The organism is Puia dinghuensis (assembly GCF_014642875.1).
Classification (GTDB): Bacteria; Bacteroidota; Bacteroidia; order Chitinophagales; family Chitinophagaceae; genus Puia; species Puia dinghuensis.
Genome location: NZ_BMJC01000005.1, coordinates 518,963 through 544,969 on the forward strand (window position 1 = coordinate 518,963; position 26,007 = coordinate 544,969).

Annotated in this window: 16 protein-coding genes; 7 read left to right on the plus strand and 9 right to left on the minus strand. The window is 52.5% G+C overall.

Annotated elements, in window-relative coordinates; genetic code table 11:
- Positions 1-251: 251 nt before the first annotated feature.
- Positions 252-563: an antibiotic biosynthesis monooxygenase family protein gene (locus IEY39_RS23710; protein WP_188936392.1), complete on the plus strand. Its 312-nt coding sequence runs from the start codon at positions 252-254 to the stop codon at positions 561-563.
- A gap of 442 nt (positions 564-1,005) precedes the next feature.
- Here IEY39_RS23710 and IEY39_RS23715 read toward each other — a convergent pair whose 3' ends face one another.
- From IEY39_RS23715 to IEY39_RS23740, 6 genes are all read right to left on the minus strand, one after another.
- Entirely contained in the window at positions 1,006-5,811 is a 4,806-nt protein-coding gene (locus tag IEY39_RS23715; protein ID WP_229689060.1) for a DUF6443 domain-containing protein, read from the minus strand.
- 26 nt (positions 5,812-5,837) lie between these two features.
- A complete protein-coding gene (locus IEY39_RS23720) occupies positions 5,838-9,782 on the minus strand; it encodes an RHS repeat domain-containing protein (RefSeq protein WP_188936393.1) in 3,945 nt (1,314 codons plus the stop codon).
- Between the two features lie 38 nt (positions 9,783-9,820).
- Positions 9,821-11,251 (minus strand): hypothetical protein, encoded by a 1,431-nt coding sequence (locus IEY39_RS23725; protein WP_188936394.1) that lies wholly within the window; start codon positions 11,249-11,251, stop codon positions 9,821-9,823.
- A gap of 26 nt (positions 11,252-11,277) precedes the next feature.
- Complete coding sequence (locus IEY39_RS23730) at positions 11,278-12,180, minus strand: hypothetical protein (protein WP_188936396.1); 903 nt, start codon at positions 12,178-12,180, stop codon at positions 11,278-11,280.
- 287 nt (positions 12,181-12,467) lie between these two features.
- Positions 12,468-13,607 (minus strand): hypothetical protein, encoded by a 1,140-nt coding sequence (locus tag IEY39_RS23735; protein ID WP_188936398.1) that lies wholly within the window; start codon positions 13,605-13,607, stop codon positions 12,468-12,470.
- A 184-nt stretch (positions 13,608-13,791) separates the two neighbouring features.
- On the minus strand, positions 13,792-14,769 hold the full coding sequence (locus tag IEY39_RS23740) for a GlxA family transcriptional regulator (protein ID WP_188936400.1): 978 nt from the start codon (positions 14,767-14,769) through the stop codon (positions 13,792-13,794).
- 173 nt (positions 14,770-14,942) lie between these two features.
- Between IEY39_RS23740 and IEY39_RS23745 the strand changes: the two genes are divergently transcribed.
- From IEY39_RS23745 to IEY39_RS29930, 5 genes are all read left to right on the plus strand, one after another.
- On the plus strand, positions 14,943-15,377 hold the full coding sequence (locus IEY39_RS23745) for a transcriptional regulator (protein WP_188936402.1): 435 nt from the start codon (positions 14,943-14,945) through the stop codon (positions 15,375-15,377).
- A 27-nt stretch (positions 15,378-15,404) separates the two neighbouring features.
- The gene (locus tag IEY39_RS23750) at positions 15,405-15,818 is read left to right on the plus strand and encodes a VOC family protein (protein ID WP_188936403.1); all 414 of its coding nucleotides are present in this window, start codon (positions 15,405-15,407) and stop codon (positions 15,816-15,818) included.
- A 100-nt stretch (positions 15,819-15,918) separates the two neighbouring features.
- Entirely contained in the window at positions 15,919-17,316 is a 1,398-nt protein-coding gene (locus tag IEY39_RS23755) for a Gfo/Idh/MocA family protein (RefSeq protein ID WP_188936405.1), read from the plus strand.
- On the plus strand, positions 17,306-17,437 hold the full coding sequence (locus tag IEY39_RS30105; RefSeq protein WP_262892879.1) for a hypothetical protein: 132 nt from the start codon (positions 17,306-17,308) through the stop codon (positions 17,435-17,437). Before IEY39_RS23755 ends, IEY39_RS30105 begins: the two co-directional genes overlap by 11 nt.
- Positions 17,438-17,860: 423 nt before the next feature.
- Entirely contained in the window at positions 17,861-19,369 is a 1,509-nt protein-coding gene (locus tag IEY39_RS29930; RefSeq protein WP_229689061.1) for an alpha-amylase family glycosyl hydrolase, read from the plus strand.
- Positions 19,370-19,371: 2 nt separating this feature from the next.
- Here the strand turns inward: IEY39_RS29930 and IEY39_RS23770 are convergent, their stop codons facing one another.
- Both IEY39_RS23770 and nudK read right to left on the minus strand, forming a co-directional pair.
- Entirely contained in the window at positions 19,372-20,442 is a 1,071-nt protein-coding gene (locus IEY39_RS23770) for a dipeptidase (RefSeq protein WP_188936409.1), read from the minus strand.
- A gap of 49 nt (positions 20,443-20,491) precedes the next feature.
- Complete coding sequence (gene nudK, locus IEY39_RS23775) at positions 20,492-21,064, minus strand: GDP-mannose pyrophosphatase NudK (RefSeq protein ID WP_188936411.1); 573 nt, start codon at positions 21,062-21,064, stop codon at positions 20,492-20,494.
- A 69-nt stretch (positions 21,065-21,133) separates the two neighbouring features.
- Between nudK and IEY39_RS23780 the strand changes: the two genes are divergently transcribed.
- Positions 21,134-21,871, plus strand: coding sequence for a hypothetical protein (locus tag IEY39_RS23780; protein WP_188936413.1), 738 nt, complete (start codon positions 21,134-21,136; stop codon positions 21,869-21,871).
- Positions 21,872-21,897: 26 nt separating this feature from the next.
- Here IEY39_RS23780 and IEY39_RS23785 read toward each other — a convergent pair whose 3' ends face one another.
- Positions 21,898-25,848 (minus strand): T9SS type A sorting domain-containing protein, encoded by a 3,951-nt coding sequence (locus tag IEY39_RS23785; protein ID WP_188936415.1) that lies wholly within the window; start codon positions 25,846-25,848, stop codon positions 21,898-21,900.
- Between the last annotated feature and the right edge of the window lie 159 nt (positions 25,849-26,007).

The window sequence follows — 26,007 nt, forward strand, 5'->3', positions numbered from 1 at the left end:
CAAAATTTTTTTAATTCCCCTATTAAGATATTGTCAACACAACAGCAAGACACCTATTCTTAGTCGTCATGCGCGTGTGTCGAATCTGTATAATCGTGCAGGATTTTTAAACAGTCGTGAACATTACGGCATATCTGTGCATCCCACAGGCCCACCGCCCCCCCAAAAACTTTTTTTTGGAAACCACCGTCTGGCAACTGTACCTTTACTCCCCCACCAATTTTCTCCATTCTAAAACAAAAGGAGGATTTATGATTTGCCGTCTCACCTACTTCGGCGTCCATCCAAAAGATGCAGAAGAACTCAAAAAAACGTACAATGAAGAAGTCGTTCCCATCATCCGGTCGCAAAAAGGGAACATGGGCGCCTGGCTTCTCGAACCAACCAACGCCCAGGACGATTACATCTCCCTCACCGAGTGGATCACCCAGGAAGATGCCGACGCCTATGAATCCAGCGGAACTTATCACGAATTGGTAAACAGGGTCCGCGGCAGGTTCATTAGCGGACCGTTATTAAAAACTTACACGGCTGTAGACAGCAAGATCATCGCAACCGCCTGATCCCTTTTTCACCTCATCCCTGACCCGGGACCGGTTACCTCCGCCCGGGTTTTTTATTGCCCCGGCCCGGCGCCATCGCCCCGACGTTAAAAATTAGGATAGCCAGATGCCCGAAGGATACTATCGCAGGTTTTCTTGGTGTAAGAACATTTGTTATTTCTAAGCCAGGCCTTAAGCTTTTTTACATCTTCTTCATAAACAGACTTGTCTCTATATCCGACGGTACTACTATATTCCGCTCTCGGAAGAAATCCTGTTATTCTATAAAAGAACATCAAAGAATTTCGATAATCGTCCACGTTCACACTATCCTTTTTCTCTTCCTTTATAATTATTTGGAGTTGTTGATTGTACTCCTTAACAAATTCCTTATCAACCAAACAATGCCTGGAAGAACAATTTCCAAAAAGAAATAAGCAGCATGCTACGATTCCATTTTTCATCACTTTTTTATTAGTTGCTTCTTTGTGATCTCCATTGATTTAGTACCCTCAGTGGCGCTTTCCTGCAAAAGGGAACCATCCTTATTTCTAAAAGTCTTGTAATAAACTCCATTCTGTTGCCATTCCCGTCCCTCTATATAAGGATAGCCATGTATCCTTTCATTACCATTAATTTTATTTTCCAACTCAATACCAGCTTCATGAGCCGCTCTAAAAAATGGGAATTTTTGTTCATCGTTTACAACCTTCTCATGACCAGGTGTCTTTTGGTACTGATACTCTTCCGCTATTTCATGGGCAAATAACCCTTCACTTGTCGACCCATTGTGTCCCGGATCGGAAACCGAATTATATTTTTCCATGTCGCCTATATCTAAACGGTTGCCAGTAAATGAGCCCCAATCAGTATGTTCATCATTTAGAACTACATTTCTCCCGACAACCACGTCATGATCATTCGCTATATCATTTAATCCGGTATAGAATGCTTTCTGGCCTTCGCTAAGCTTCGAAACGTCACCGCCTTTGTCCGTTTTCTCAAAAGTCAACAAGAACCCGTTGCCACTTACACTTTTAAAAACAGCTTTAAACTGTCCGCCTAATCCCTTGTTAATTAATTTTTCCACTTCATCTTTCCCTACAAAGATGTCTTTGCCGTCCGGGCCTGTTTCGCGTTTAAACGTCAGCACAATATCCCGACCATCTTTGTCATTAATTAATACGGGGTTATTGGCGGCATAATTATAGGGAGAGAATCGATTGTATTTATCCGCCATTGGGTCTGGCGTTGTCCATCTGGCGATCTGATCGTCGTACATTCTTGCTCCATAATCATACTCCTCCAACCCGCTTCCATCACTGAACTCCTGATTCTGCAACTCCTTTCCATTATACCGGTATTTATTCGTCGCATACTGCGTCTTGATCGCCTTGTCCGATATCCCCGCCATCATCAATCCAAATGGATAATAATGATTCTCCTCCACCAGCGGCCCACGGGTCTGCTGCAGCTGCAGGTTGTCGAAATACACGTCCACCGGGCTCTGGTTGCTTATGTAGACGTAAATATACCCATTTTTAGGCACGGAGATATTTTGCAGTTCGGCATGATGGTCCTTCAGTGTGCTGATGGTTGCGTTGACCTGGCTGGTCCCGCCGCCGGCAAATCTGAACTGGTCGTCGAAGAAGATATAGTTGATATAGGCCACGGGTGTCGGAGCGCTGTTGCCCCGGTTCAGAAAGGTGTTCAGGGGGGTGATCGTACCCGGACCGTCAGAGCCGATGCTGGCAGCAGTGGGACCATGCATCGAGGCCCCTGCCGTAGGCGCGGCCAGCAGGCTCGTGATGAGGGAGGTGGCCGCGATGGAAACGGGCGAACTGCCCGTACCTGTGGGTGCGTTGGTGAACCAGTAGGACTTGCCGTAGATATCGATCTTGTCTCCCGCCATCACTTTCACCACGATGCCCAGCCCGGTCGGGTTGACGCTCCCGTTGAGCTTGTACATATTCTTGCTGTTGGCGGATGAGTTGCTATTGGGGTTATTGTTGAAGATGCCGTTGTTATTGGCATAGGTCGGTACCTGGGGCGGGGCAGACACGATCTGGGCGGGGTCGATGGTATAATAGTTCTTTTCCACGTCAACTGCAGCAGTCCCCGATCCGTAGGTCCCTTCGAGTGTGGCCGCAGGGTAGATATCCTGTTCCAACTCGTCCGTCAGTACCTCCCGGGTATCCCCGAGATGATCTTTGACAAAGTAGTCAAAGGCAAAGGAGGACTCGTTGTTATAAACCCCTGGCGTGATAGGACGCACCCTTCCTTCTTCCTCCACGAAATATTGCAACGCATTGTTTTCGTATACCCAGCCTGACAGATAACTGTCGGTGGTCTGCTTGGCTACATTGTTATTAAAAGAAGAGGCTTGCTCGTTAACTCTTTTCTCCAGCTTTTCACCTGACGCATCGTAGATATAGGTGATGGTCCCCTTGGGGCTGCCGTCGCTGTTGTTAAGACTCATCTGCCAGGGAAGGTTCATATAATTGTAGACGGTGCCGCCACCCGAGGTAAGGTCCAGGCCGGTGCTGCCATTGATCCTTCTGTTGAGGTCGGTGATGAGGTTGCCGTTCTGGTCATAGCCATAGTCGTCGCCGGAAGTATTGTTTTTAGTGAAGTCGCCCAGGTTCTGGGCCGGCGGTTCTGTCGCCGCATCCGAAACAGAGCTTAGCTTGTTGCTGCTGCCCCCAAGTTCGTAATTGTAGGTGAGGTTGTCGATTAGTTGGCTGGTCAGCTGGGTGCTGGTGAACACCAGCGCGTACTGCTGCATCTGCTTGATATTTCCGTTCTCGTCGTAAGCCGAGGCCACGGTCTGACCATCCCCCATGATCGCACTGAAATTGATGGTGAAATTACTGTTGGACGGGTCCGTTTTGTTCCAGTTGCCGCCGAAGTTCTGGTTGAAGTCCCCGAACAGGACCCTGTTGGTCGCATCATAACCATATCCATATGCCCGCTCAGCGCCGTCCCCACCGCTCATCCACCGCATCCCGGCGATATTGCCGTTGTACTGGTTGGTATTGAAGCCCCAATCGTAGCTAAGGTCCGTGCCAAACCACTTAGTGCTATTGTTCACTTGAGAACTGGTAGCACCGGACGTAGGATAGTTCCAGTTGATACCTTTGAGCCAGCCACGGATCATATAGCTGTAATTGTCGTCTTCCAACGGTGTGGAAGATGGAGCACTGCCATAGGCCGTCTGCTGACCTAATTGCTTTTCCTTGATGAGTCCCAGGGCATCAAACGAACTCCTGGAGACCAACCGTTGGGTAGTGCCCGGAGCCGAGGCATTGGCGTCATTGTTGAGATTCTTCTTCACCGTGAGCAGCCGGCCTTCATGATCAAAATCATAATTCGTTTTGACAGCAAACTGGTTGATGCCCGCAAGGCTGTTGTTGTGCACTTCATAGGTGCAGAGCACCCGGTCGTAGAAATTATACAGATGGGTGTCAATATCTACCCCACCTTTGTAATTGTCGGACTGCCGCTGAATGACCCGGCCCTTGTCGTCATAAAAATCGGCAGTCTCCAGCCAGTTGCCCTGCGCGAGGTTGCCCGCGTTTTCGATGACCCGCACCAGTCTGGAAGTGGTCATTCCCCTCGTCATGGTGCTGGCCTGCGATTGCAAAGGGTCCGCATAGGGGTTCTGATCCGCGTCCAGGCCGCTATTCCTGGAATTATCATAGCTCTTAGCCGTATTGGAATAATTATCGTAATTGGTCACGGTCAGCGGGATAAACGAGCTGCCGGAAGGGATGGGGTTGTCGGATACGGTCACCGCATCAATGAACCCCAAGGGGCTCGGGCTGACTATCCGGGCGGCAAAGTTGGCTCCCGATTCCGATGAAAACCCCGGTTGGAATACAATGCTGTTGCTGGCCTGGTATAAGGTTTGGCCTGCCAGCCGGTTAATAACGACTAAATTGGCCGTTACAGCCTGTCCGATACTAGTACCCGACACACTCTGGGAAGAATAGGCATAATTCCCCGTGTTGTTATTCACATAAGTCTGCAAAGAGGCAGGATTGCCGTTGTACACCATCATACCCGTCTCAATGAGCCTGTTCTGCAGATCATACAAAGTGCACATCCACTGGCTGTTCAGGCGCATATTGGCATCCTGCGTGAATACCGGCCGGTTCCGTTGATCGTAGATCATATACACCCATCCCGCTCCTGGCACCTTTTTGGCGATCATCCGTTGACGGGGATCGAATTCATAACGGAAGCAAAGCTCGTTGATCATATTTGCCGTCAGCGTCCAATTTCCCACGCTGACGAGAGCTGCCACGGCTTTTGGCGAAATTACGAAGCGCAGCAATCCGAGATCGTCATACACATAGTAGGTACAAAGGAAGCCGGAATAGCCGCTATAGTCACTTGCAATGGCGCCTATCTGCACTTTTTTTAAGACCACATGCCCCTCGAAATCCTTATATTCCACTGTAGCATTGCCCCTTTCATCGGTGGTCACCGTCTTATTTAGACTGCCTGCCGGGTAGCCAGCCGAGGTCGTAGGGATATTCGTGGTCACATCATTATTCGTATAGGTCAGGGCACTGTAAGTGGTGCTCCAAATCTGCACTTCATTCGCCGCATTGGTCAGGTATTGGATGGTCACGGCTTTTTCCGCGCTGCCTCCTTCGCTGCCCGCCCAGCTATTGCCCGGCGCAAATTTCTTGCTCACCCGGTTCAGGGGCGAAGGCTCGAAATCTATATGACCATAAAAGAAAGTCTCGTTTTGGTAAGCAGGCTCATCGGCGGGATACGTGCTGCTATAGAAGGTGCTCTGATCGCTGAAAGGGCTGTTCTTAAAAGAGCCCGCCTGGTTGTCGGTATTGCTGGAATTGGCAGGGAAACTATAGGGCAGATAGGTATATTGTTCCCGGTCAAAGGCATCGTAGATCACCGGTGTCACGATGTCCTGCTTGCCCGGCGAGCCCTGCCATTGGACGCTCTGAACAGACCTGCCCAGCCCGTCTATATAATGTGTGGTATGTGTCACCTGGGTGACACTACCTGCATTAGTGACGGCGGACGCCGATGTGTAGGGTTGCTGCGGCGCCCATTCACGAATAAAGTTGATAGTCGCTCCCGAGGAATAGGCGGCCGGAACGCTTACGTGGGTTCCGCTTGCTGCCGGCACCGTGGAGTTATTGCCTGCTACGGGTGTATTGGTCTGGCTAAAGATCTGCCGGGGTAGGCAGAGCAGGCCCGCGAAAACCAGCATTCCTGTCAAAGAAGAACCTTTCATTAGCATAGTGCTTCCTTATTGGTGATTTAAGGTACATTAACGATATAGGGACTGGATAATATCCCACTTGAGCAGTTGGGCCCCGCATTGAGGATCTTTACGGAATACTGTCGTCCCGTATTGGCCACGGTAACCGTCCCGCTGCCATTGCAATTCAATGTGGTCGACGATGTAGCACCTGTCGTCTGATCCGTGACCAGCGCAAGGCAGGTCGTGCTCCCGGTATTATAGGTGTAGCTTATCGTGAGCGTAGCCCCGCTCACGGTGATATTGGTGATCAAAGGCATCATACAGCTTTCCTGGCTATTCCCGTACTCATAGTCGTATTGTTTTACGATATTGCCATTTTGATCCATCACCGTGACCAGCCGTCCATATTGATCGTAGGAGTAATAGTTGAAATGGTCGCTTTTGTCACACACGGAAGTCAGACCGACCACCGGATCATAAGTATAGCTGGTCATCTGTGCGCTGGCAGGGTAGAAGCGCAGCTCATCCACCTGGCCGGAAACGCTGATGGTATAGCTGCCCGTGGTCACGGCGACGACAGAGCTTTGTAGGGTCCAGGTCCCGCCATTCTTTTGCCAGTAGGAAAGATTATAGTTAGTATTAGTCAGGTTGCTCAGCGTGATGCTGTATCCACCCGTACGGCTCAGCTGGCCGGCTTTGGAGTCACCCACCGAACCGTTACCGTCGGTATTCTCGAAACCATTGTAAAAGATGTCTTTTTGCTGGGCGCCGGCAACGGTGGCTACAGGCCGGCTATTATTATAGCCCCAGAGATAACTGGTATAGATGTCATAAGCCGGTTGCGAATAGGTCATGTTGCCGTTAGCATCGAAGTCTACTGCTCCCTTGAGCTGGAACTGCGAAGGCAGATTACCCGAGGGCGCGCTGGAGGTGATATTCTGCGGCGAATTGGTCTCGATCTTATAGACCTGGTTGGGAGTGAGGATATTATCGTGGCTGCGATAGGTAGTATAGGTACCATCGAAGACATTGCCATTCCTTTTTACCAGGGTTTCGATGGGGATGCTGATCATGTTCTGGGCATTCATCTGGGCAATGAACCCCGAGCTGACCCCGGTATAGTCGGGCGCGTAAGCAAAGTCCGTCTCTAGCACCGTCCCATTGCTGCTGGTCATAGTGCTGGTCTGCGGGTCGCCATTACCGTTATAGGTAAACTGTTTGGTCGTTTGCACGGAGCCCCCCGTAGTATAGTCGGTCTCCCTTGTCGTTTGCGTCAAAAGTTTTCCGATCTGTACGGGATAAAAAGAGAACTGGCCGCTGTTGAAAAAATCCGTAATTCCGTCTTCGGAAGATCCGGTCCCCTGGCTACAAGTACCATCCTTACATCCGCCACCATTGTGGTCATGGGTCCGGTATTTAAAGTTCCAATAGGTCTGTGTAAGCCCTATCGTCTGAAAATTGTCGACCTCCCGGAGAGTTTGGCCAGCGCCGTTATAATCTATCTTATGTAGGAGAAAACCATTGTCCAGCTGTGGAGTAGTAGGGGTGCCGGGCAGATAATTATTAAAATCCCCGGCAAAATGGTCCGCATTGCAGACGAAATCGTACTCCGTTTTACCGTTGCTGCCGCCGCTCACGGTCTCGGTGACGGTGGGATAACCGACCGCGCTGCCATTAGCCGAGAGGGAATAGGGTAGCACTGGCGAATTGTACATGTAATCCGTTCGCCACACGCAATTGTAAAAATCGGTGACCTTACTATCCCCTAAACTGTTTGTCACGGTGAAGATATAATTGTCCTGGGAACTATAGTAAAACATTGGGTAGTGCATGATAACCCCGGGGGCATAGGAGAAATCCCTTTCGATGGTCTGATTGGTTAGCGGGTCGAAATTCTTGATGGCATTTACCCGAAGTCCACCGCCGATCGCCTGCTGGCCGGGAGCGGGCGGAACCTGCTGGTAGTAGGACAGGCCGATATCCGCAAACTTGGTGCCGACGCTGCCTGGCGCCTTATTGTCAGGGTAATTGGCCAGCAGTTGGTAGGTCCCCGCTGCCAGGGAAAGGTTAGTGATGGTAAAGACACCGTGCCCCGCCGAAACGATAGGAGTATTCACATCCCAGATAATATAATTACCGTTATTAAGTGGGGCGTGCGTGGTCGGATCCACCTGCGTCAAAGAGACATAAAGACTGTTCGAGGGATTGCCGGCAATGAAGCCCACGCAGTCATAGGTCGTACCGTTGCTCGTATTGTCATCCGCCGAACTGTTACAGAACAAAAGCCCGTTGATATTGACCAATGTAGCGGCGGAAAGCGTGAAATAGGTTGTTTGCGTGCCCACCCCCACGTCGTAAACGGATGCCGTCACCTGTTGCACCTGATTGGCCTGCCCGTACTCAAAATTACTGAAGCTGTTAGATTCATAGTCGAACTCTGTGCTTCCGCCTGTTGGATAGGTGATCTTTTGCAAGCTGCCTTGCACTGCATAGGTTGCATTCACCATCCTGTTGGCCCCGGTGAAGGATTGCAGGTCGGAAGGCAGCGGTTGCACATTGGAGTAAAGCGAGAAATCGGGGATCAGAGTGGTATTGGTAGTCTGGTTGTTGTAATATCCCCAATAATCCTGCTGATAAGAGCTTTTGTAAGGAAGCGTGTACCCATTACTGCCGGTATAGTAAGAGAAAGAATATACACCACCATCTTTCTGGATATAGGAGAGCTGAAGACGGTTAGCGCGGTAATCGGGCGGATAGGCGTTCTTTAGACCGAGATAACTGGTGACATCGAATTGATCGTTGCCCTTCTGCGATGTGAAATAGCCATAGTTGAAATTGATGCTCTTGACCAGGCTGTTGTCCGACCTGTAAATATTGATGGCGTCGAGTTTGGCGCCATAGAGGTCATTGCGGGGCCCTTTCTGAAATTGGATATAGCCGTCATCGAATATTATCTTATCGAGATAGAACTCCTGGTTGTAGGGGCTGTTGAAGATAGGGACGCCGTTGGTGAGGGTCGGGGCCGAGCAATAGGAACCAACCGCGATCGGGTAATCGTTCACATACTGCTCGTTCATATTCGGTAGCTGCGCCACATAGTCACCGTTCTCGAAAATAGTGGCATTGCTCATGCTCTCGAATGCGTTGCTCCACCCGTTATTCGTATAAAGGTTATAGAAGCTGGCATACTGGAAGGTGATCGTCTTACCTTTGGGACTGATTATCTGGGTCAGGTACCAGGCCAGAGTGGTGGGTATGCTGGGATACGCCTGGGAAAGGGTCTTCTCGGGTTGCGCGAAGACATAAGTATATCCATCAGGGGCCACGGCCGTGATGCTCGTACCATTGTTGGTGAACTTTATGTTGTTGTGGTTCAGGTCCACAAGGTTGCCCCCTATACCATTTGTCCAAAAGAATTTACCGGTGTGGCCTCCAAAATTATACAGGTAGAGATCAGGCTCGCAGTCAGTTGTCGAAGGGGCAGAGTTCAACACGGAAAAAAGATTGCTGGCGGTATAAGAATTACCTGAAGGATCGTAAATAGTAGAATTGTACACCCAATCGTTGACCCAGGTAAAAGTAGATTGATAGGTGTTACCTGATGCATAAGGAAAGACCTTATTGTAACAGGATTTTGTCGGTCCGGCCTGCCAATCGTCCAGCCCTTTTACATCGTGGATAATACTGCCCCCGGCATTCAACGTCCAGCCCAGGCCAACCCAGCTCGCCTCTTCGCTGACCTTTATCCCTCCGGCATGATAGCTCAGGGTAATAGGCAGGTCGATGTCTCCTGAACGGATCTCGTAGATCGGCAGCGAGATATCCGGAGTGCCGTTAAAATAGCTCACGGGGTATTCCACATATTTCGCCAGCGAGGCGCCATTTGGAGTCTGCACCGGCGACTGGCTCAGCTGTGAGAAAACATCCGCGGCCGCGGCTTGTGCCATACAGGTCCTGGCAATAAAGATCAGGGCGATCGGCAACAACAATCTCTTTATCATTTTCCTTTTAACTTAATTAAGACGAATGGATTTGAAGACTATAAGCTGCACCCCACCCTGAATTGCAGGGGCTGGGTGCGAGGTATCTGCCGGTCGGCGAGAAAATCGTACAGCAGCTGCATCCGTCCCTCTTTCTTCCTGCCGATATTGTATTTCTTTGTCAGCCCAAGCAGGGCACTTCCCTTCCAGGCCGCTATGCGCGGATCAAGCTGCCGCAGGCTTTGGAAGGCCTGGAAATAATTATATTCCATTCCGCCGCTGATCCAGATGCTGCCCTTCGCCTTGATATCGACATAGCTGCGGAGTCCTAGCCCCTCGTTGCTGAGTTGGATATGATTGATGCTGCTGCCCCAGCCCAGACGGTAGCTGCCGCCTATTCCCAAGCTGGCCTTGTCGCTGAGCCGGTAACCCAGGCTAAGACCGAAATCGGTTGCAGCGGGCAGCACGTGAGATGAGCCCTGAGATTGCAAATTCCAGCCGAATTCCAGCCTTTGCAGGAATTTCTTCGCCTTCTGGCCGTCCGGCTGAAAATCCGGCATGGTCATATTGGTACTGCCACTCGAGGCGCCCAGCTGATTCAGCTTGCCCTTAAGCTTATCCAGCTCCCCTTGCGCTGCCTGTGCCTGTTGCTCCAGGTATTGCCCTGCGTTACCTTTATTGCCTCCATCGGTTTGCACTCCTGTAAGATGGCTGATCTGCTGACGAACCTGGTCACTGGTCTGCAGCCCTGCCAGGGTCTTTGTAGAAGCGGCATCAGCCGGCGCCGGACACAGCCTCGCCAGCATTCCATACTTCTGCATATAACGCTGGAAGCCAGGAAGCCGGCTCACACCACTCAACAGCAGCTCCTTCGCTTTTTCGCGGTCATTCAACGCCGTCTTATATTGCTGCAGCCGTTGCTGATAGTAATACACCTGCCTGTTTACGCTGGTCAGCTCCTTCTCAAACCCATACCGGCCCAACTGCGCTTTCAATACCTGCTCCCTTTGCCGAACGAAGTCCTGCACTTCGTTGGCCCCCTGGATCTTGCCTTCCAACTGCTGCAGCTGGGAGGAAAGCCCCTGCAACTGCGCTAATTTCCCGGCAGGGAACGCTGACCCATTGCTAAGAAGGAAACCAACTGCCGTTTGCATGCTGTCAAGACCCGGGATATATTCTTTCAGCGAAGCGTTAGCGGAGGGAGACTTAAGCCGGGCGGCCAGCCGGTCATAAGCAGATTCAGCCTGAGTCAGGCAAGTTTTCGCCCCTGTGCTGTCACGGCCGGCTAATTTTTTCTGGAAACGGTTTTCCTTTTCACGAAGATTTTCCAATACCTTCAGCGATTGCCGATCCAGGTCATTGCCAACTTCCTGGTAGGAAGACTGCAATTTCTTCAAATCAGCATTGCCGGGCAGTTCCTGTGAAGCCGCTGCCAGCGATGCGGCTAAGCAAGCGATCAGGCCGACAAGCCTCAGACCGGGGTGTCTCATGGGAAGGAGGGTTTAGAAGGTTTATTTTATTGCTTACTATCCAATCTGGCTTGCAATTTCAACAACAACTTCCGCTGCTCTTCCAACATCCGCTGCTCTTCCTGCAGGATGTTCGCCTGCTTCGCATTAGTCTCCTGCAGCTGCTTGATCTGTTCGTCCGCCTTGATGGCATACAAGGTGAGTTCCTCCACCTTTTGCAGTAGTTTTATCTGGTTATTCCCAAGGTCCAGCCCGTTTTTTTCCATCTCCGCAGCCGGTTCAACCTGCGGCAGATGATGATGAGCCTTTACATAAGCGGCAACCTCCGACAAAAGAGGCAAAGCATACCCCGGATCGAATACAAAATCCGCCCCCGTCGTATTGACCGTCATTTCGTTGGCCCTCGCCTGACCACCTACGTCCAGCTTATAGACAGAATTGGTTTGTGTAAGCTTACCGATCAATATATTGCCGCTCCCGCCCAACATGACCAACCCGTCGCTAAACTGACTATGGCTGGTAGGGATCGTACCCGTCTCATTGATATAACTGAGAGCAACATCTGCTGCCATTGGCGAAAATATTCTCGTTCTATATCTGCTGCAAGCGTAATTATAACCCAGGTCGATACCATAATCAAACCATCGATCGCCATATACCAGCAGCCCTGGATTCATATTGACGGATGATCCGGGAATATTGGTATTCGTCACCATGTACGTGCTGAACCCGGTCGAACTGGAAGGCGTCCCCCCGCTTTGGGTTATCGTTCCATTGGTTATAAGTGTGCCGTTGACGGTTAACGTATTGGGAGAAGAAGAAGTGCCCACGGTGACATTACCGATGGAAGGAAAATTATTACCGCCGTTTTGACCAAGTCCGGAAATGGAGAAAAGTAAACAATTGGTTGCAATGCAAAGCAGTATAAGCTTTACGGATGAAGGTCTCATAAGTGAATTTTAGAGTTTAAATGTTACTAATGATCAGGAAAGGTTACACGGGTAGGAATCGAATATTCAAATAAAGAATAATTTCTTCAATTCTCCTAGTAACATTCGCTTAAACCATAAGCAACGTCCTCATTTCTAACCATCATGCGTGTGCCGGATCAATAAACCGCCGTGTGGAAAATTCTGATAACTGCGACAAATATTGTATAACCGCGCAAGCAACGCTCGATAAAAATTTTTTTTCCACATCCCATAAAAATCCGTGCAAATGCCGCCCCGCCCATCCCTCACCTTTCAATACTCAACCCATCCAGGTCATCCAGCCTCGCCACTATACCCCACGTATAAAAATTATTCCCCACCCGCATCATCAGTACATTATCCCCCGCCTGCAACGGGATGCTGAAAGTCGCATTCTCCAGCGACATCCGCCCATTCGGAACTTTCGCTATCGGCGTCCCGAAATAGTTCTTATCGACATAGACCAACCGGTCATTCACAAACACCGCCACATCATCGAGAAAACCCAGCCGCATCTGCACCGTCCTCGCAGCCTCCGCATGAATCGTCGTCTTCAACCAGATACTCCTGTACTGCCTGCCTCCGCCATAAGTTCGACTCAGGTTAACAAACCCCCGGCGCTCGGCATTCATCGGCTTCCAGTCCACCTCCCTTTTAGCCAAACCGGTAACCCTGGCTCCCATCGCCTCCTGCATCGTATCCGGCTCGCCCACCTGCCAGTGCCGCAGATAACGCGGATCGTATTCCGTCTCATCGGGGCCCGCCACCGGCGAAAGCCCCTCCACCTGCCCTGGCTTTAACACCAGGTTGGAGACGATCGCCTCACCCGCAAAAGCCAGCGTACCATGCGTCGTATTACCTTCCATTCGCGTTACCTCGAGCGTCGGCCGCTCCATGTTGTTCACCCACACCCGCATCCGCGCCCCCGACAGCACAATTTTCACATGGTTGGCCGTCTGGTTCTGATAGGTGGCAAAAGTCTGATACTGCGGAAGCGCATCCCACATCATCACCCCCTTCACTATCGGTGTATACTGCACCCCCGTCATGGCATACGGATGCCCCACGCCCCGCGCCGTCCGAAAATAAAAGCATTCAGCCTCCAGGCTGTCCTGCCACCGGAAATAGATCTGTGAAAAAGAGGGATCTGTCGGGATATCGTCAAACTCGATCGTTCCATCCCCAAAATCGACATTTTTCAACACTACATACCCGCGGCCATCCACCACCTTCATCCTTGCCACCCCGGCGCTGTCATCAAATTGCACCGCCCCCGGCCTGTACGTCCAATGTTCGGGCCGCAAGGACACCGGCACCGGCTTCGACTGCGTAACGACTTTTGACTGCGCAACAACCGCCACTCCCCAGGCCAACATCCCCCCGACGAGAAAGAGCATTCTTTTCATAGCTTTTTCTACAAAGTTGCCCTGCTCCTTCCGTCACCCCCGTTCAAACGCGGTTCAAATCCGTTCAACTTACTCCCCGGCATCATTATTCATGCAACACCAGGATCGCCCAAAGAATATCGGTCGCGCTGGCTGCGAGCTTAGGTTCACCTCCCCTATGAATGGAGCCGCCAAGCCGGACAACTTAATTCAACGCCTCTTTATTATACTTATTCCGGTAATCCACAGGCGACATCGACGTCACCTTCTTGAATATATCCCTAAATGCTTTCGTATCATTATACCCCACCTCATACATCACTTCACCCACCGTCTTGCGGCTCATCTCCAACTGTCGCTTGGCCGCCTCTATCTTCACTCGCTGCCAGTATTCCAGCACGGTATTGTTGGTGGCCTTTTTAAACCGCCGCTCAAACGTCCGGCGGGCGATCCCAAACTTCTCACACAACTCATCCACCGTGATCTTATCCTGGTAGTTGGACTCGATAAATTCCTGCACCCGCACGATGTCGGGGTCATTATGGATCTTCTGCCCTTTAAAGATGCTGAAAGGAGACTGGCTGCTACGATCGATATCCAGTACAAAGAATTTGGAAGCCAGGATAGCCATCTCCCGATCGGTATATTTCTCCACCAGGTACAACAATAAATTCCAGTAGGAATTCGCACCGCCGCTGGAATAAAGCCCGTTCTCATCCGTGACGATCTTGTTATCCACCAGATCGACATCGGGATACCGGCTCCTGAATTCATTAGCAAAAAGCCAGTGGGTCGAACAGGATTTGCCATTGACCAATCCGGTCTCGGCCAGGAGAAAAGCGCCAAGGCAAAGACTGGCCACTTCCGCTCCACTCTTATACTGCTCAACTATCCATGGCACAAAATCCCGGTTCAGCCGCATCGCCGTATCCAGGTTGCCGCTGACAGCAGGGATGATGATAAGGTCCGGCTTCCGGGCAGTGGAAAGCACGGCATCCGTGTGAATGGAGAAAAGCCCATCCGTCACCCGCACCTCGGGTGAAAGACCCACCAGCTGCACATAAAAGACAGGAGGCTTATCGGCGCTTTTTAAAAATTCGTTAATGGCCGTAAAGATATAACGGGGATCCGCGACGGCTTCCACTACAGCGGTCTCCGGGACAAGGATGGCAATATGCTTCATAGCGCTCGTTTTTTGAGTTTCATCCGGGGCCCCGGATTCCGGGTGGCCCTGGTCAAGGCACTATAAAGATAGGCCCATTCGCTGGCGCAAACAACCCCTTTAATTGACGGATTTGCACATTTTAAAAGCCATAAGGAGGAACTAGCTTTGATGTAGAAAAAAAACAACAATTTATGGAACCTTTTCACCTGGACAACGACATCCGGCTCTGCTGCGTCTCCGCAAAGAGCTTCCCCGATGGGGTAATGGCCGCCTTTCAGCAGCTCATGAACATCTTTCCCGATCAACAAGGCAAGCGCCGGTTGTTTGGCATCTCCTGGCCCGACGGACATGGCGGAATGGTCTATAAGGCTGCTGTAAATGAAACCTATACCGGCGAAGCGGAAGCATTAGGCCTGGAAACCTACCTCCTGAAAAAAGGCGAATACCTAAGCCTCCTCGTCCACAATTTCATGAGCGATATCCCTTCCATCGGCAAGGCCTTTGGCCAACTGGTCGAGGCGCCGGGCGTACACCCCTACACCGTCGGCGTGGAAGAATATATAAACACCGCCGACGTCCGCTGCATGGTTCCGATGTTCGCCGAAACGGCTCCGTCGAATAACTAAGATCGCCTCATCCTGTAAATCAGCGCCATGCCTACTCAACTCAACGTATACCTCAACTTCAACGGCCGCTGCCGGGAAGCGATGACCTTCTACCAGCAATGTCTCGGCGGCGACCTGGCTCTGCAAAGAATAGCCGAGTCCCCGATGGCGGCGCAGATGCCTTCCGCAGCCGGGGCCAACATCCTCCATAGCAGTCTCACCCGCAACGGTACGCTGTTGCTGCTGGGCTCCGATATGATAGGCGCCAACATAAAGCAAGGCAACTCTGTCGCACTCTGCCTCAACTGCAGCACCGACCAGGAGATCAACACCTTTTTCAATAACCTTTCCGCCGGCGGCGAAATAAGAATGCCTCTCCACCAAAGTTTTTGGGGCTCCACCTATGGCGAACTCACCGATAAATTCGGGATGAACTGGATGCTCAATTACACCAAAAATTAACCATCTCAAGCCCTCAGCGCGGATCCCCAACTTTAAGCAATCGTTTGCATCTCCAAATCCCTTCCGATTCCTTTAAGTTTGACCAAAATAGCCGCCCATCATGAACAGGAAAACGTTCCTCCGCAACAGTAGCATGGCAGCCCTCGCCCTCGCCACAACTCCCACAGCCCAGGCCCTCCCCCGCAATACCCCGGTCTCCACCCCGCAAAAAGACACCCCTCTCCACTTCGAAGGACCGAAGGTGCGTCTCGCCATCATCGGTACCGGGCTGCGCGGTCAAAGCCACCTCCACCTGCTGCTGCGCCGCGACGACGTCGACCTCATCGCCATCTGCGACATCGATGACTATATGCTCTCCCGCGCGAGATCCCTCGTCACAAAAAGCGGTAAAAAGATGCCCCAGGTCTACACCGGCTCTCCATATGCCTGGCAGGATATGCTCAAACAACAACAATTGGATGGTGTCATCATCGCCACTCCCTGGGAATGGCATAAACCTATGATCGTCGGTTCACTGGAAGCCGGAGTGAAATATGTTGCTACTGAAGTCATTCTCGGTATCACCCTGCAAGATCATTGGGACGTCGTCAAAGCAGCCGAAAAATACAACGCCCACGTCATGATGCTCGAGAACGTCTGCTATCGGCGCAACGTCATGGCCGTTCTCAACATGGTGCGGCAGGGCCTCTTCGGCGAGATCATCCACCTGCAAGGCGGATACCAGCACAATCTGCAGGGAATAAAATTCAACAACGGACAACCCGGTGGTGGCGCCGGCTGCGAGTTTGGCGAGAAAGCCTTTTCCGAAGCCCGCTGGCGGACAGAACACTCCGTACATCGTAACGGCGATCTGTATCCTACACACGGCATCGGTCCTCTGGCGCATTATATCGATATCAACCGCGGCAACCTGTTCACCACTCTCTGCTCATTCTCTACAAAATCCCGCGGCCTCCACGATTATGTCGTCAGACATTGCGGTAACGATCACCCCAGCGCAAAAGTGCGATTCAAACTGGGCGATGTCGTCACCACCTCTATCAATTGCGCCAACGGCGAGACCATCCTTCTCCAACACGATACAAACCTCCCCCGGCCATATTCGCTTGGCTTCCGTGTCCAGGGAACAAACGGCCTTTGGATGGATGTTGCGGGTGGCATCTACGTAGAGGGACAGTCAGCAAAGGAAGACGAATGGGATGCGGCAAAAACCTGGCTGGACAAATATGACCACCCCCTGTGGAAGCGCTGGAACAACGAAGCGGAAGGTGCAGGACACGGAGGCATGGACTTCTTCGTCATCCACGCCTTCATCGAGTCCATCAAACGAAAGACCCCGACACCCCAGGATGTATACGATGCCGCCGCCTGGAGTGCCATCACTCCGCTAAGTGAACAATCTATCGAACTGGGCAACATCACTGTCCCATTCCCCGACTTCACCGGCGGACAATGGATGTACCGAAAACAAACTTTTGCCCTCTCGGATGAATACTGACCCGGCCCATCTCACGGCCATTGCGACTCCGGCAACACCGCCCGCATCCACCACCGCCACCCCCATCCCAAAAGCCGCCGCCGGGTCCATCACCGGACCGTATACCACAATCTTCCCCTGAAGCTGAAACTGCCGCCAATAGAGCGCATGCCGCTGCATGATCCCCTTTTCCTCATCGGTCATCGTCTGGACAAAATCCGGCCTGACGGGATTCAGCCGGAGAAAGAAATACATTTTTTGCATAATATCAGCCGGTTTAGTCAACCCAATCTACCCAAATTCCCTTAAAACGCGAAAGGCGGTCCCCTTTAAAAGAGGATCCGCCGATGGCTGAAAGTGAAAACCGTCCGTAATAAGTTTTGTTTAAGGATAGGTGAGCAACGGTACACAAAAGTACCCCACTCATACTTCCCGGAAAATACCACTTTAATGTTATTTTTTCGTTGTGCTCCCCAATCGCCCCCCGCTCGCGGGTCTAAACTCCCAATCCGTCTCCCCGGTTTGGGCTACCTTCATATCATTCATTCATCACAAACCTTAAGCTATGGGAGTCATCATGCAGGCATTCTATTGGGACTGTCCAAAATCAGAAAACCAGGAATATCAATGGTGGATCTATCTCAAACCCCGCATGGCGCCCCTGGCCACCGCCGGATTCACCGCCATCTGGCTCCCACCCTTCTATAAAGCCGCAAACATCGGCGGTCCTTCCATGGGCTATGATCCCTACGACTACTGGGATCTCGGGGAATTCGATCAGAAAGGCAACACCCCCACCTGGTTCGGCACAAAAGACCAGCTCACTGCGCTCATCACCGAAGCCCACACCCATCAGCTCGACGTATATGCCGATCTCGTCTTTAACCATAATTCCGGGGCCGACGCGGAAGAGCTCAATCCCATGACCAAACAGATGGGCTGGACAAAATTTACCCCCGTCAGCGGTAAATTCCCCCGCAACTGGGAATGCTTCCACCCCAGCTACTATGAGACCACCGACGGCTTCACCTTTGGCAATATGCCCGATCTCTGCCATCGTAACCCCGACGTCTATACGGCACTGTTGGAATACGTCCGCTACCTCCTCGAACAGGTCGGCATCGACGGCTTCCGCTATGACTGCGTAAAAGGCTATGGCGGCTGGATGGTCCGTGCCATCCAGGAATTGCGGGGCCTCCGCATCGACCAACCCTACCGCCCCTTTGGCGTCGGCGAATGCTGGGACACCGATCGCGATATCCTCGACTGGCTGGCTGAAACCAACGCCTGGTCAGACAACCCCTGTGCCGCCTTCGACTTCCCCCTGCGCGAACTCTTACGCGGACTCTGCGACGACTACGGCTTCAGCCTGAAAAATCTCGCTCCGGGCGGCGTCACCACCAGCGAGCTCCTGGCCTCGCCAGCACATGCTGCAACTACGGACAGCCAACCGAATCCCGGCGACGGCCAGCCGCATCCCGAGGGCGTCGCCACCACACCGCAGCCCGCCGTCGTCACTACAAGCCGGTCCATCCCCACCGGTCCCGACAACACCGTTCTTGCCAATAACCCCGCACTGGCCGTCACCTTTGTCGAAAATCACGACATTGTTCGCAACAACCCGGTCATCAATGATAAAATGTTGGCGTATGGCTATATCCTCACTCATGAAGGCTATCCCTGTGTCTTTTGGCAGGACTACTACACCTGGAACCTCGCCGGTACCGGCACCCCTAACGGCATCGACGCACTGGTAAAAGCCCATGAGTCCAACGCCGGCGGGCCCACCAATGTCCTCCACGTCGACGACAATCTCTATATTATGCAACGCACCGGCGCCGGCAACCAGCACGGCCTGATCTTCGTGCTCAACAACACCGCCGAATGGAGTGGCGTCAGTGTCAAAACTATCTGGCCCGACACCTTCTTCCAACCCGTCGCCTGGTACAGCCACGATCACACCGCCGCCGCCCCCGAACCAAAAACCACCGGCGCAGACGGCGCCATCGACTTCTGGGCTCCTCCACGTGGCTATGTCGTCTACCTGCCCGTCAATCACCCGAACCCCGCCTGATCCTATTTCACCTTATTCGCTTTCAGCACCCTAATAAAATTTCCTCCCAATATCTTCCTGATATCGGCATCCTTGTACCCCCGCTTCAACAACTCCCGCGTGATCAGCGGGTACGTCGTGACATCATCCAACTGCTGTGGCGGCGACTCTATTCCATCAAAATCCGACCCAAGCCCCACATGATCCGGCCCAATCAATTTCACAATATAATCGATATGATCGATCAGCAGCCACAACGGCGCCCGCAACGAATCGCGCCGATAATTGCTATCCAGAAACGCGGAATAAAAATTCACCTGGATAACCCCGCCATTCTGCCCAATGGCCTTTATCTGGTCATCCTTCAAATTGCGAAATACCGGGCACAGCGCATACACCGAACTGTGACTACAGATCACCGGTTTGTTCACCGTATGGATCACATCCCAGAATGTCTTTTCCCCCACATGCGAAAGATCGACCAGCATCCCCAGCTCGTTCATATGCCGCACAATGGCCTTCCCCCGTTCCGTCAGCCCATAAGGCGTCACCGTAAAAGCCTTCGAGGTCTCATCCATCGCCGACGTCGCCCACGAAGTGCTGTTATTCCAGGTAAGCGTCATATAGCGGACACCCCGTGCATAAAAGCTATCCAGGTAATCCATCCGGTCCTCGATCATATGCCCGCCTTCTACACCCATCATCGCCGCTAGCTTATGCGCCTTCACTGCCCGCTCCAGACCCGCCACATCGGTGACGATAGTCATCTTGTCCGGGTTACGCGCCGCTATGGCATACAACGAATCGATCTCGCGCGTGGCAGCATGAAAAGCGCTCCCCGTCCCAAACCGGTCATCACAGAAGATGGAAAACACCTGCACATCCACACCACCCTTCTTCAACCGCGCCAGGTCGGTATGCGTCTTTCCGGTCAGGTCATTGCCAAAGTCAAGCCCTTGCTCTATGGTCGCCGCCGACAGCACATCATTATGTGTATCCACGACAATCGCCTTCTCATGCAATTGCAGATACGATTGGGCGCCAGCCCTCAGCCCACCCAACAAAGCCGCCACAATCAAAAAATACTTTATCATAAAAAACTGCTTTATTCCCGTCTCAAACCCAAATCCCTCTCTAGCCCCCTCACATCACCCCCTTCAATCGCACATGCTGCAACAGCATGATCGTCTTCCCATCCTTGATCTCCCCGCTAGCGATCATCTCCATCGCCCGCGCAAACGGCAACTCCAACACTTCGATGTCTTCTTCCTCATGCTCCAGCCCTCCACCCTCATTCACTTTCATCAAAGGCGTATACTCCGCAATAAAAAAATACAGCACCTCCGTCACCGATCCCGGTGACATATAGGCCTCGAAAACCTTTTCCACTTCGCCCAACTGATACCCCGTCTCCTCTTCCGTCTCCCGTCGGATGGCCACCTCGGGATGGTCCTTGTCAAGCAAACCCGCACAAGCCTCGATCAGCATCCCCGTCGGATTCCCATTGACATAAGTTGGCAGCCTGAACTGCCGCGTCAGTATCACCGTCCCCTTCTGCCGGTTGTACAACAGGATGGTCGCACCATTACCGCGGTCATACGCCTCCCGCTGCCGGGTCACCCATTCGCCGTTTCGCTGAAATTTGTACGTAAACTTCCGGAGCACATACCAGTTGTCCGAAAGTATCTCCGTGTTCGTTATTTCGATATTCTTCATCTATCTAAGATATCGATAATCCCTTAATGCAACGTTTCAACTTATTCATTTGTCAAATCGCAAAAAAGCATGAAACAAGCCGTCCTTATCCTCGGCGTGATCATCTATTGCACTGCCTGTAAAACCTCCGTCCACGACAACGGCTGCATCATCCGCTATACAGGGCCAGGGGCCTATTCCTATCTCAAACAAGGCCAGCTCGACACCATCCAAAGCCTCTTCAGAGCCAACGGCCTTTCAATGGACAACCTGCAATTCACCTGGTACAGCGGCGATACCGTCGTGGATTCCGGCTTTCACCTGTTCGTCCAATACGCCGACGCCTCCCCCGTTCTCAACGGCCTGCCCGTCTTCTCTTCATACAGATACTGGGCCTTCCGCAACGGCGTTTTTTACAGGCCCAACAGCAACACCGCCCCCTTCCCTCCCACCAGCGGTGATACCACCACCCACCAAACTCTCCTGGGCCTGCGCAGCCTTTTCTTCAAGATCTATGAGGCTGCACTCTTTTCCCTCCAGAATACGGCCCCCCATCTCCGCCGCCCGGGTTACTATTACCGGGATTCCTGCCTCTTTGCCCAACTGGGTTACATCGACGCCTCCAGCCAGCCGGGAAGCGCCACAGCTTATGGTACCCAATTGCTAAAAGTATGGGAAATTGTTCCGCAACAGGAGGCCCTCCCAGGTATCACCGGAGTCCATACGCTTGCACCCACGGTCTACGTCATCGACAGCTCAGGCACTGGCTGGTGTGCGTTTCCCTACTACCCCGGCGACCCCATCCTCATCTACTCGCCTATAGAGTAACCCGCAGCCGATGGATCAATAATCGATCAAAGCTTCAGTATCTTCACCGTACTGTGAATCGATCCATCTTCACTGTATATCCGCACATCATAAACTCCCTTGGGTATGCCTGTAACGTCGAGCACCGACCCGTTCGTCGCATGGCTGAACATCCGCACCTGCCGCCCGCTAAAGTCGGAGATAACTATATCCAGTATAGGATTACTATTGATATTCCAGTAGATATTCAAACTGTTGTGCACCGGGTTGGGGTATAGGTTGATATATTGCCCATTCCCAAGATTAACCAGCCCGTTCGCCACAAACACAAAAGGCGTAGAAACATCCGTCGGACATCCATCCACCGTAGCCTGAACGGTATAGCTACCCGTCTGGTTCGGATGATAGACACTACCCGTCGCACCGGGAATGGCCGTACCATTCAACATCCATTGATTGCCCGTCGAATCGCTCGATAGGAGATTATTACTCTCAAAGGTGATCACCGGCGCGGCGCCGCTCAGGATAGTCACCGTAACGGCAGAGTCGGCAGTAGTAGTGATCCCATTGGCCGTCACCTTCACCGTATATACGCCACTGGCAGTCGCCGTCACCGACGCCGCAGTATCTCCCGTCAACGCCGTGTCATTCTTATACCACTGGTTCCCCGTCGTCGCACTGGACGTCAGCACCACCGACCCCTGTCTGCAAATAACAACAGGCCCCCCGGCCTTTATCTGCGGGATGAACCGGAATCCAGCCAGCGTATCGGCCCCAATCGGAGTCACCACCGTTACATTTCCCGAACTACCACCGGCCACCACCGCTTGGATCGTCGTCGCATTCACCACCGTAAAACTGTCAGCCGGCAATCCGCCAAACAATACAGCACTAGCGCCCGTAAACCCGTTTCCATTGATGGTCACCGTCTGGCCTTTCATTGCACTATCCGGAACAACCGACGTGACCACCGGATCCCCGATACGGTTGCGCCACACCATCATGGTACCCAAAGGCTCGTTAACAGATAGTATGTCGGGTTTGCCATCACCATCGAAATCAGCCACCGCCGTAGATACATCTGAGCTGCCCGGACTAAAATCGACATTATTATCGAAGGAGAACAACCCTACACCGGCGGACGTATTCTGAAACACCGAGAACTTACCCGTTGCCGGTTCTCCCGAACAGAGGTCGATCTTACCGTCTCCGTTCAGGTCGGCGAAACTAAGCGTCGTCGGCGGATGCGTCAGATTCTCCGTCAGGAAAAGCGAGGGATTCCCGGCCGTGCTTGTATTCCGGAAAAGGCTGATGGTATTCAGAGAAAAATTCGAAACCCCCACATCAGGCAAACCATCCCCATCCAGGTCAGCCGTCGCGATATAGGTGGAGTTCGCCCCCGGGGCTAAACTATAATAAGCAGGGCTCCCTAGCACGAGACTACCGCCGGTACTCTGATTCATATACACAGAAATATTGTCCCCGCTGAAATTAGCGGTAAAAAGATCAGGGCGCCCGTCGTTATCCAGGTCGGCCACCGCAAGATGATCGGAATGATTCAACGCAGTAAAGTCGACCTTCGGCGCAAAAGAGATTACTCCCGGCCCCGAAGAATTGTTCAAAAAGATCGAGAAGATGCCCGAATTCCCGCTGGGCACCAGCACATCCGTCTTCCCATCCCCGTTCATATCAGCCAGGACGACATCAACCGAACCGTCGCCGGTCGCAAAATCCACCCGGGGGGCAAAGCTGATAGACCCGCCCGTACTCGTGTTGCGGTATACGGAGAACATACTCTGATTCCCACTATTGAAGAGCACCACTACGATATCGAGCTTGCCATCGCCGTCGAGGTCGCCAAGCGCTACTTTGCCGGGCCCGGACCCTGTCCCCAGATTAAACGGATGCACGAAAAGCACCCGCCCGGGCGAACTGGCATTGGGCACCACCGTTAAGAGATTCTCTGTAGTACTCGAAAACACAATATCGGGCTTGCCGTCGCCATTGAGATCACCCACTGCGACACTCTCAGAACTCCCCGACACCTGGCCGGCCACCACAAACGAGCTGCTGGTAATGGTAGGGTTGGCCACTGTGAAAACAACATGAAAAGGCTGCGACGTATAGGCCGTAAGCCCACGCGTCGTGACACTCACCGGCTGGTAGGTCGCACCTGCCGGCACCGTCACCGTCAACGACGTCGCACTCGCCGCCGTCACCTTCGCCTGTACAGCCCCGAAATAAACAATATTATCCGCCGGAGTAGCCCCAAGATTCGTACCCGTCAGCACCACGCTGCTCCCCACCATACCCGAAACAGGCGTCATCGCCGTAATGGTGGGCACATCAAAGACAAAACCACTCAGCGAATCTGTCCCCAACGCGGTGGTCACCTTCACAAAGCCACTCGCGCCAGCCCCGACCGTAGCCGTTATGCTCGTAGCGGAAGTCACCGTAAAGGAAGTCGCAGCCACCCCGTCAAAGGTGACCGCCGTCGCCCCGGTAAAATTCGAGCCTGTTATCGTCACCACCGTTCCGGCAACACCAATAGCCGGACTAAAGCCACTGATAATCGGACCCGTAAACGTAAATCCCGGCATCGTCACCGTACCATACGGCGTCGTCACACTCACATTGCCGCTGGCCCCGGACGCCACAGTAGCCGCAATACTCGTCGAAGAATTCAAGGAGAATGAAGCCGCAGGCACCCCGCCAAAACTCACCGCCGTCGCGCCGTTCAAATTGACGCCGGTGATCGTCACAGTCGTTCCCCTTGCCCCGCTCGTCGGGGAGAACCCCGTCACCTCCGGCGCCACATTGGCGCCGATGATATTACGCAGGAGACTCACGTTCGTACTGCTGCTGTTGGCCACCAACAGGTCGGGCCGCCCATCGCCATCCACATCCCCGACGGACACCCACAAAGGGTCCTGGTCCACTGCATAGTCGACGTGCGTATCAAAAGTAATGGTCCCGGCGCCGGGGCTGGTATTATGAAAAGCGGAAACGTTATTGCTAAATCGGTTGGCGCACACCATGTCCAGCTTCCCATCCGCATCCAGGTCGCTGATCGCCACACTCTCGGTATAACTGGCATTATAGAAATTCTGCGCCGCACCAAAAACAAGACTGCCGGCGGTCGATTGATTCCGTACCACTACTACCGCAGAAAACGCCGCCTCGGCAATATCGGGCTTCCCATCCCCGTCAAGATCACCAATGGCTATCGTAAACCCTCCGCCCGACGCCAACCCTATTGGCGTTCCGAAAGAAATAGAACCCGTCACCGAAGTATTATGCAACGCGTATAAAGCAGCCCCCGACCCCTGTGTACTTACCACAAGGTCGGCCTTTCCGTCTCCGTCCAGATCACCTATTGCAACGCCATACGGCGCCGGTCCAACGTTAATATCTACCCGCGTTGCAAAGGAAATGGTGCCAGCCACACTCGTATTTCGGAAAAACGATACTTGTGTACCGCCATTGTTGGCAACCACCAGGTCGGGCTTCCCATCCCCGTCAAGATCACCGATCGCAACCCCATAAGGACCGTTCACCACCGCAAAGTCCACTTTCGCCGCAAAAGAGATCGCTCCGCCCGTACTCGTATTGCGATATACCGACACCGAATTGGCGCCGATACCATTTGTCACGACAATATCCGGCTTGCCATCCCCATCCAGATCGCCTACCGCGGCCCCTTCTTCATCTGAAGCGGTCCCCGGCAGGTCCACCTGCGTACCCCAGGCGATAGTCCCCGGCGTGCTGGCATTGGTCACCACGGAATTCACTGACGAACTCCCGCGCGAAACAAACCAATCCGGTTTACCATCACCGTTAAAATCACCCATCACCACACAATGCGGGTAGATCCCGGTGGAATCGGCTTTTTTAGGCATAAAAGAAGTGGAAATAAAGGGACCGCCCGATACAGGTAATTGGGCGAATCCATAGGCGGTTAGTAGGCAGCCGCTCACTAGCAAGACTAATTTTTTCATGAGGCGGTATAGGCAGTTAGATAGTCTATCCAACACCAATTTACTACAAATTGTACCTCTCTTCAAAAAACCGCTCCCACTCCTGAATATATTTATAAAATTCATAATTCGTTCCGCATCCCCGTTCCTCCAGGAAAACAACTTGTTATTTAATAGTTT

Bases quoted from the DNA above. Each gene is read 5' to 3' on its own strand.
- IEY39_RS23785 (WP_188936415.1), bottom strand. From the start codon at position 25,848: ATGAAAAAATTAGTCTTGCTAGTGAGCGGCTGCCTACTAACCGCCTAT.
- IEY39_RS23780 (WP_188936413.1), top strand. From the start codon at position 21,134: ATGAAACAAGCCGTCCTTATCCTCGGCGTGATCATCTATTGCACTGCC.
- IEY39_RS23740 (WP_188936400.1), bottom strand. From the start codon at position 14,769: ATGAAGCATATTGCCATCCTTGTCCCGGAGACCGCTGTAGTGGAAGCC.
- IEY39_RS23770 (WP_188936409.1), bottom strand. From the start codon at position 20,442: ATGATAAAGTATTTTTTGATTGTGGCGGCTTTGTTGGGTGGGCTGAGG.
- IEY39_RS23715 (WP_229689060.1), bottom strand. From the start codon at position 5,811: ATGAAAGGTTCTTCTTTGACAGGAATGCTGGTTTTCGCGGGCCTGCTC.
- IEY39_RS23755 (WP_188936405.1), top strand. From the start codon at position 15,919: ATGAACAGGAAAACGTTCCTCCGCAACAGTAGCATGGCAGCCCTCGCC.
- IEY39_RS23725 (WP_188936394.1), bottom strand. From the start codon at position 11,251: ATGAGACACCCCGGTCTGAGGCTTGTCGGCCTGATCGCTTGCTTAGCC.
- IEY39_RS23750 (WP_188936403.1), top strand. From the start codon at position 15,405: ATGCCTACTCAACTCAACGTATACCTCAACTTCAACGGCCGCTGCCGG.
- IEY39_RS29930 (WP_229689061.1), top strand. From the start codon at position 17,861: ATGGGAGTCATCATGCAGGCATTCTATTGGGACTGTCCAAAATCAGAA.
- IEY39_RS23720 (WP_188936393.1), bottom strand. From the start codon at position 9,782: ATGATAAAGAGATTGTTGTTGCCGATCGCCCTGATCTTTATTGCCAGG.
- IEY39_RS23745 (WP_188936402.1), top strand. From the start codon at position 14,943: ATGGAACCTTTTCACCTGGACAACGACATCCGGCTCTGCTGCGTCTCC.
- nudK (WP_188936411.1), bottom strand. From the start codon at position 21,064: ATGAAGAATATCGAAATAACGAACACGGAGATACTTTCGGACAACTGG.
- IEY39_RS23710 (WP_188936392.1), top strand. From the start codon at position 252: ATGATTTGCCGTCTCACCTACTTCGGCGTCCATCCAAAAGATGCAGAA.
- IEY39_RS30105 (WP_262892879.1), top strand. From the start codon at position 17,306: ATGAATACTGACCCGGCCCATCTCACGGCCATTGCGACTCCGGCAACA.
- IEY39_RS23730 (WP_188936396.1), bottom strand. From the start codon at position 12,180: ATGAGACCTTCATCCGTAAAGCTTATACTGCTTTGCATTGCAACCAAT.
- IEY39_RS23735 (WP_188936398.1), bottom strand. From the start codon at position 13,607: ATGAAAAGAATGCTCTTTCTCGTCGGGGGGATGTTGGCCTGGGGAGTG.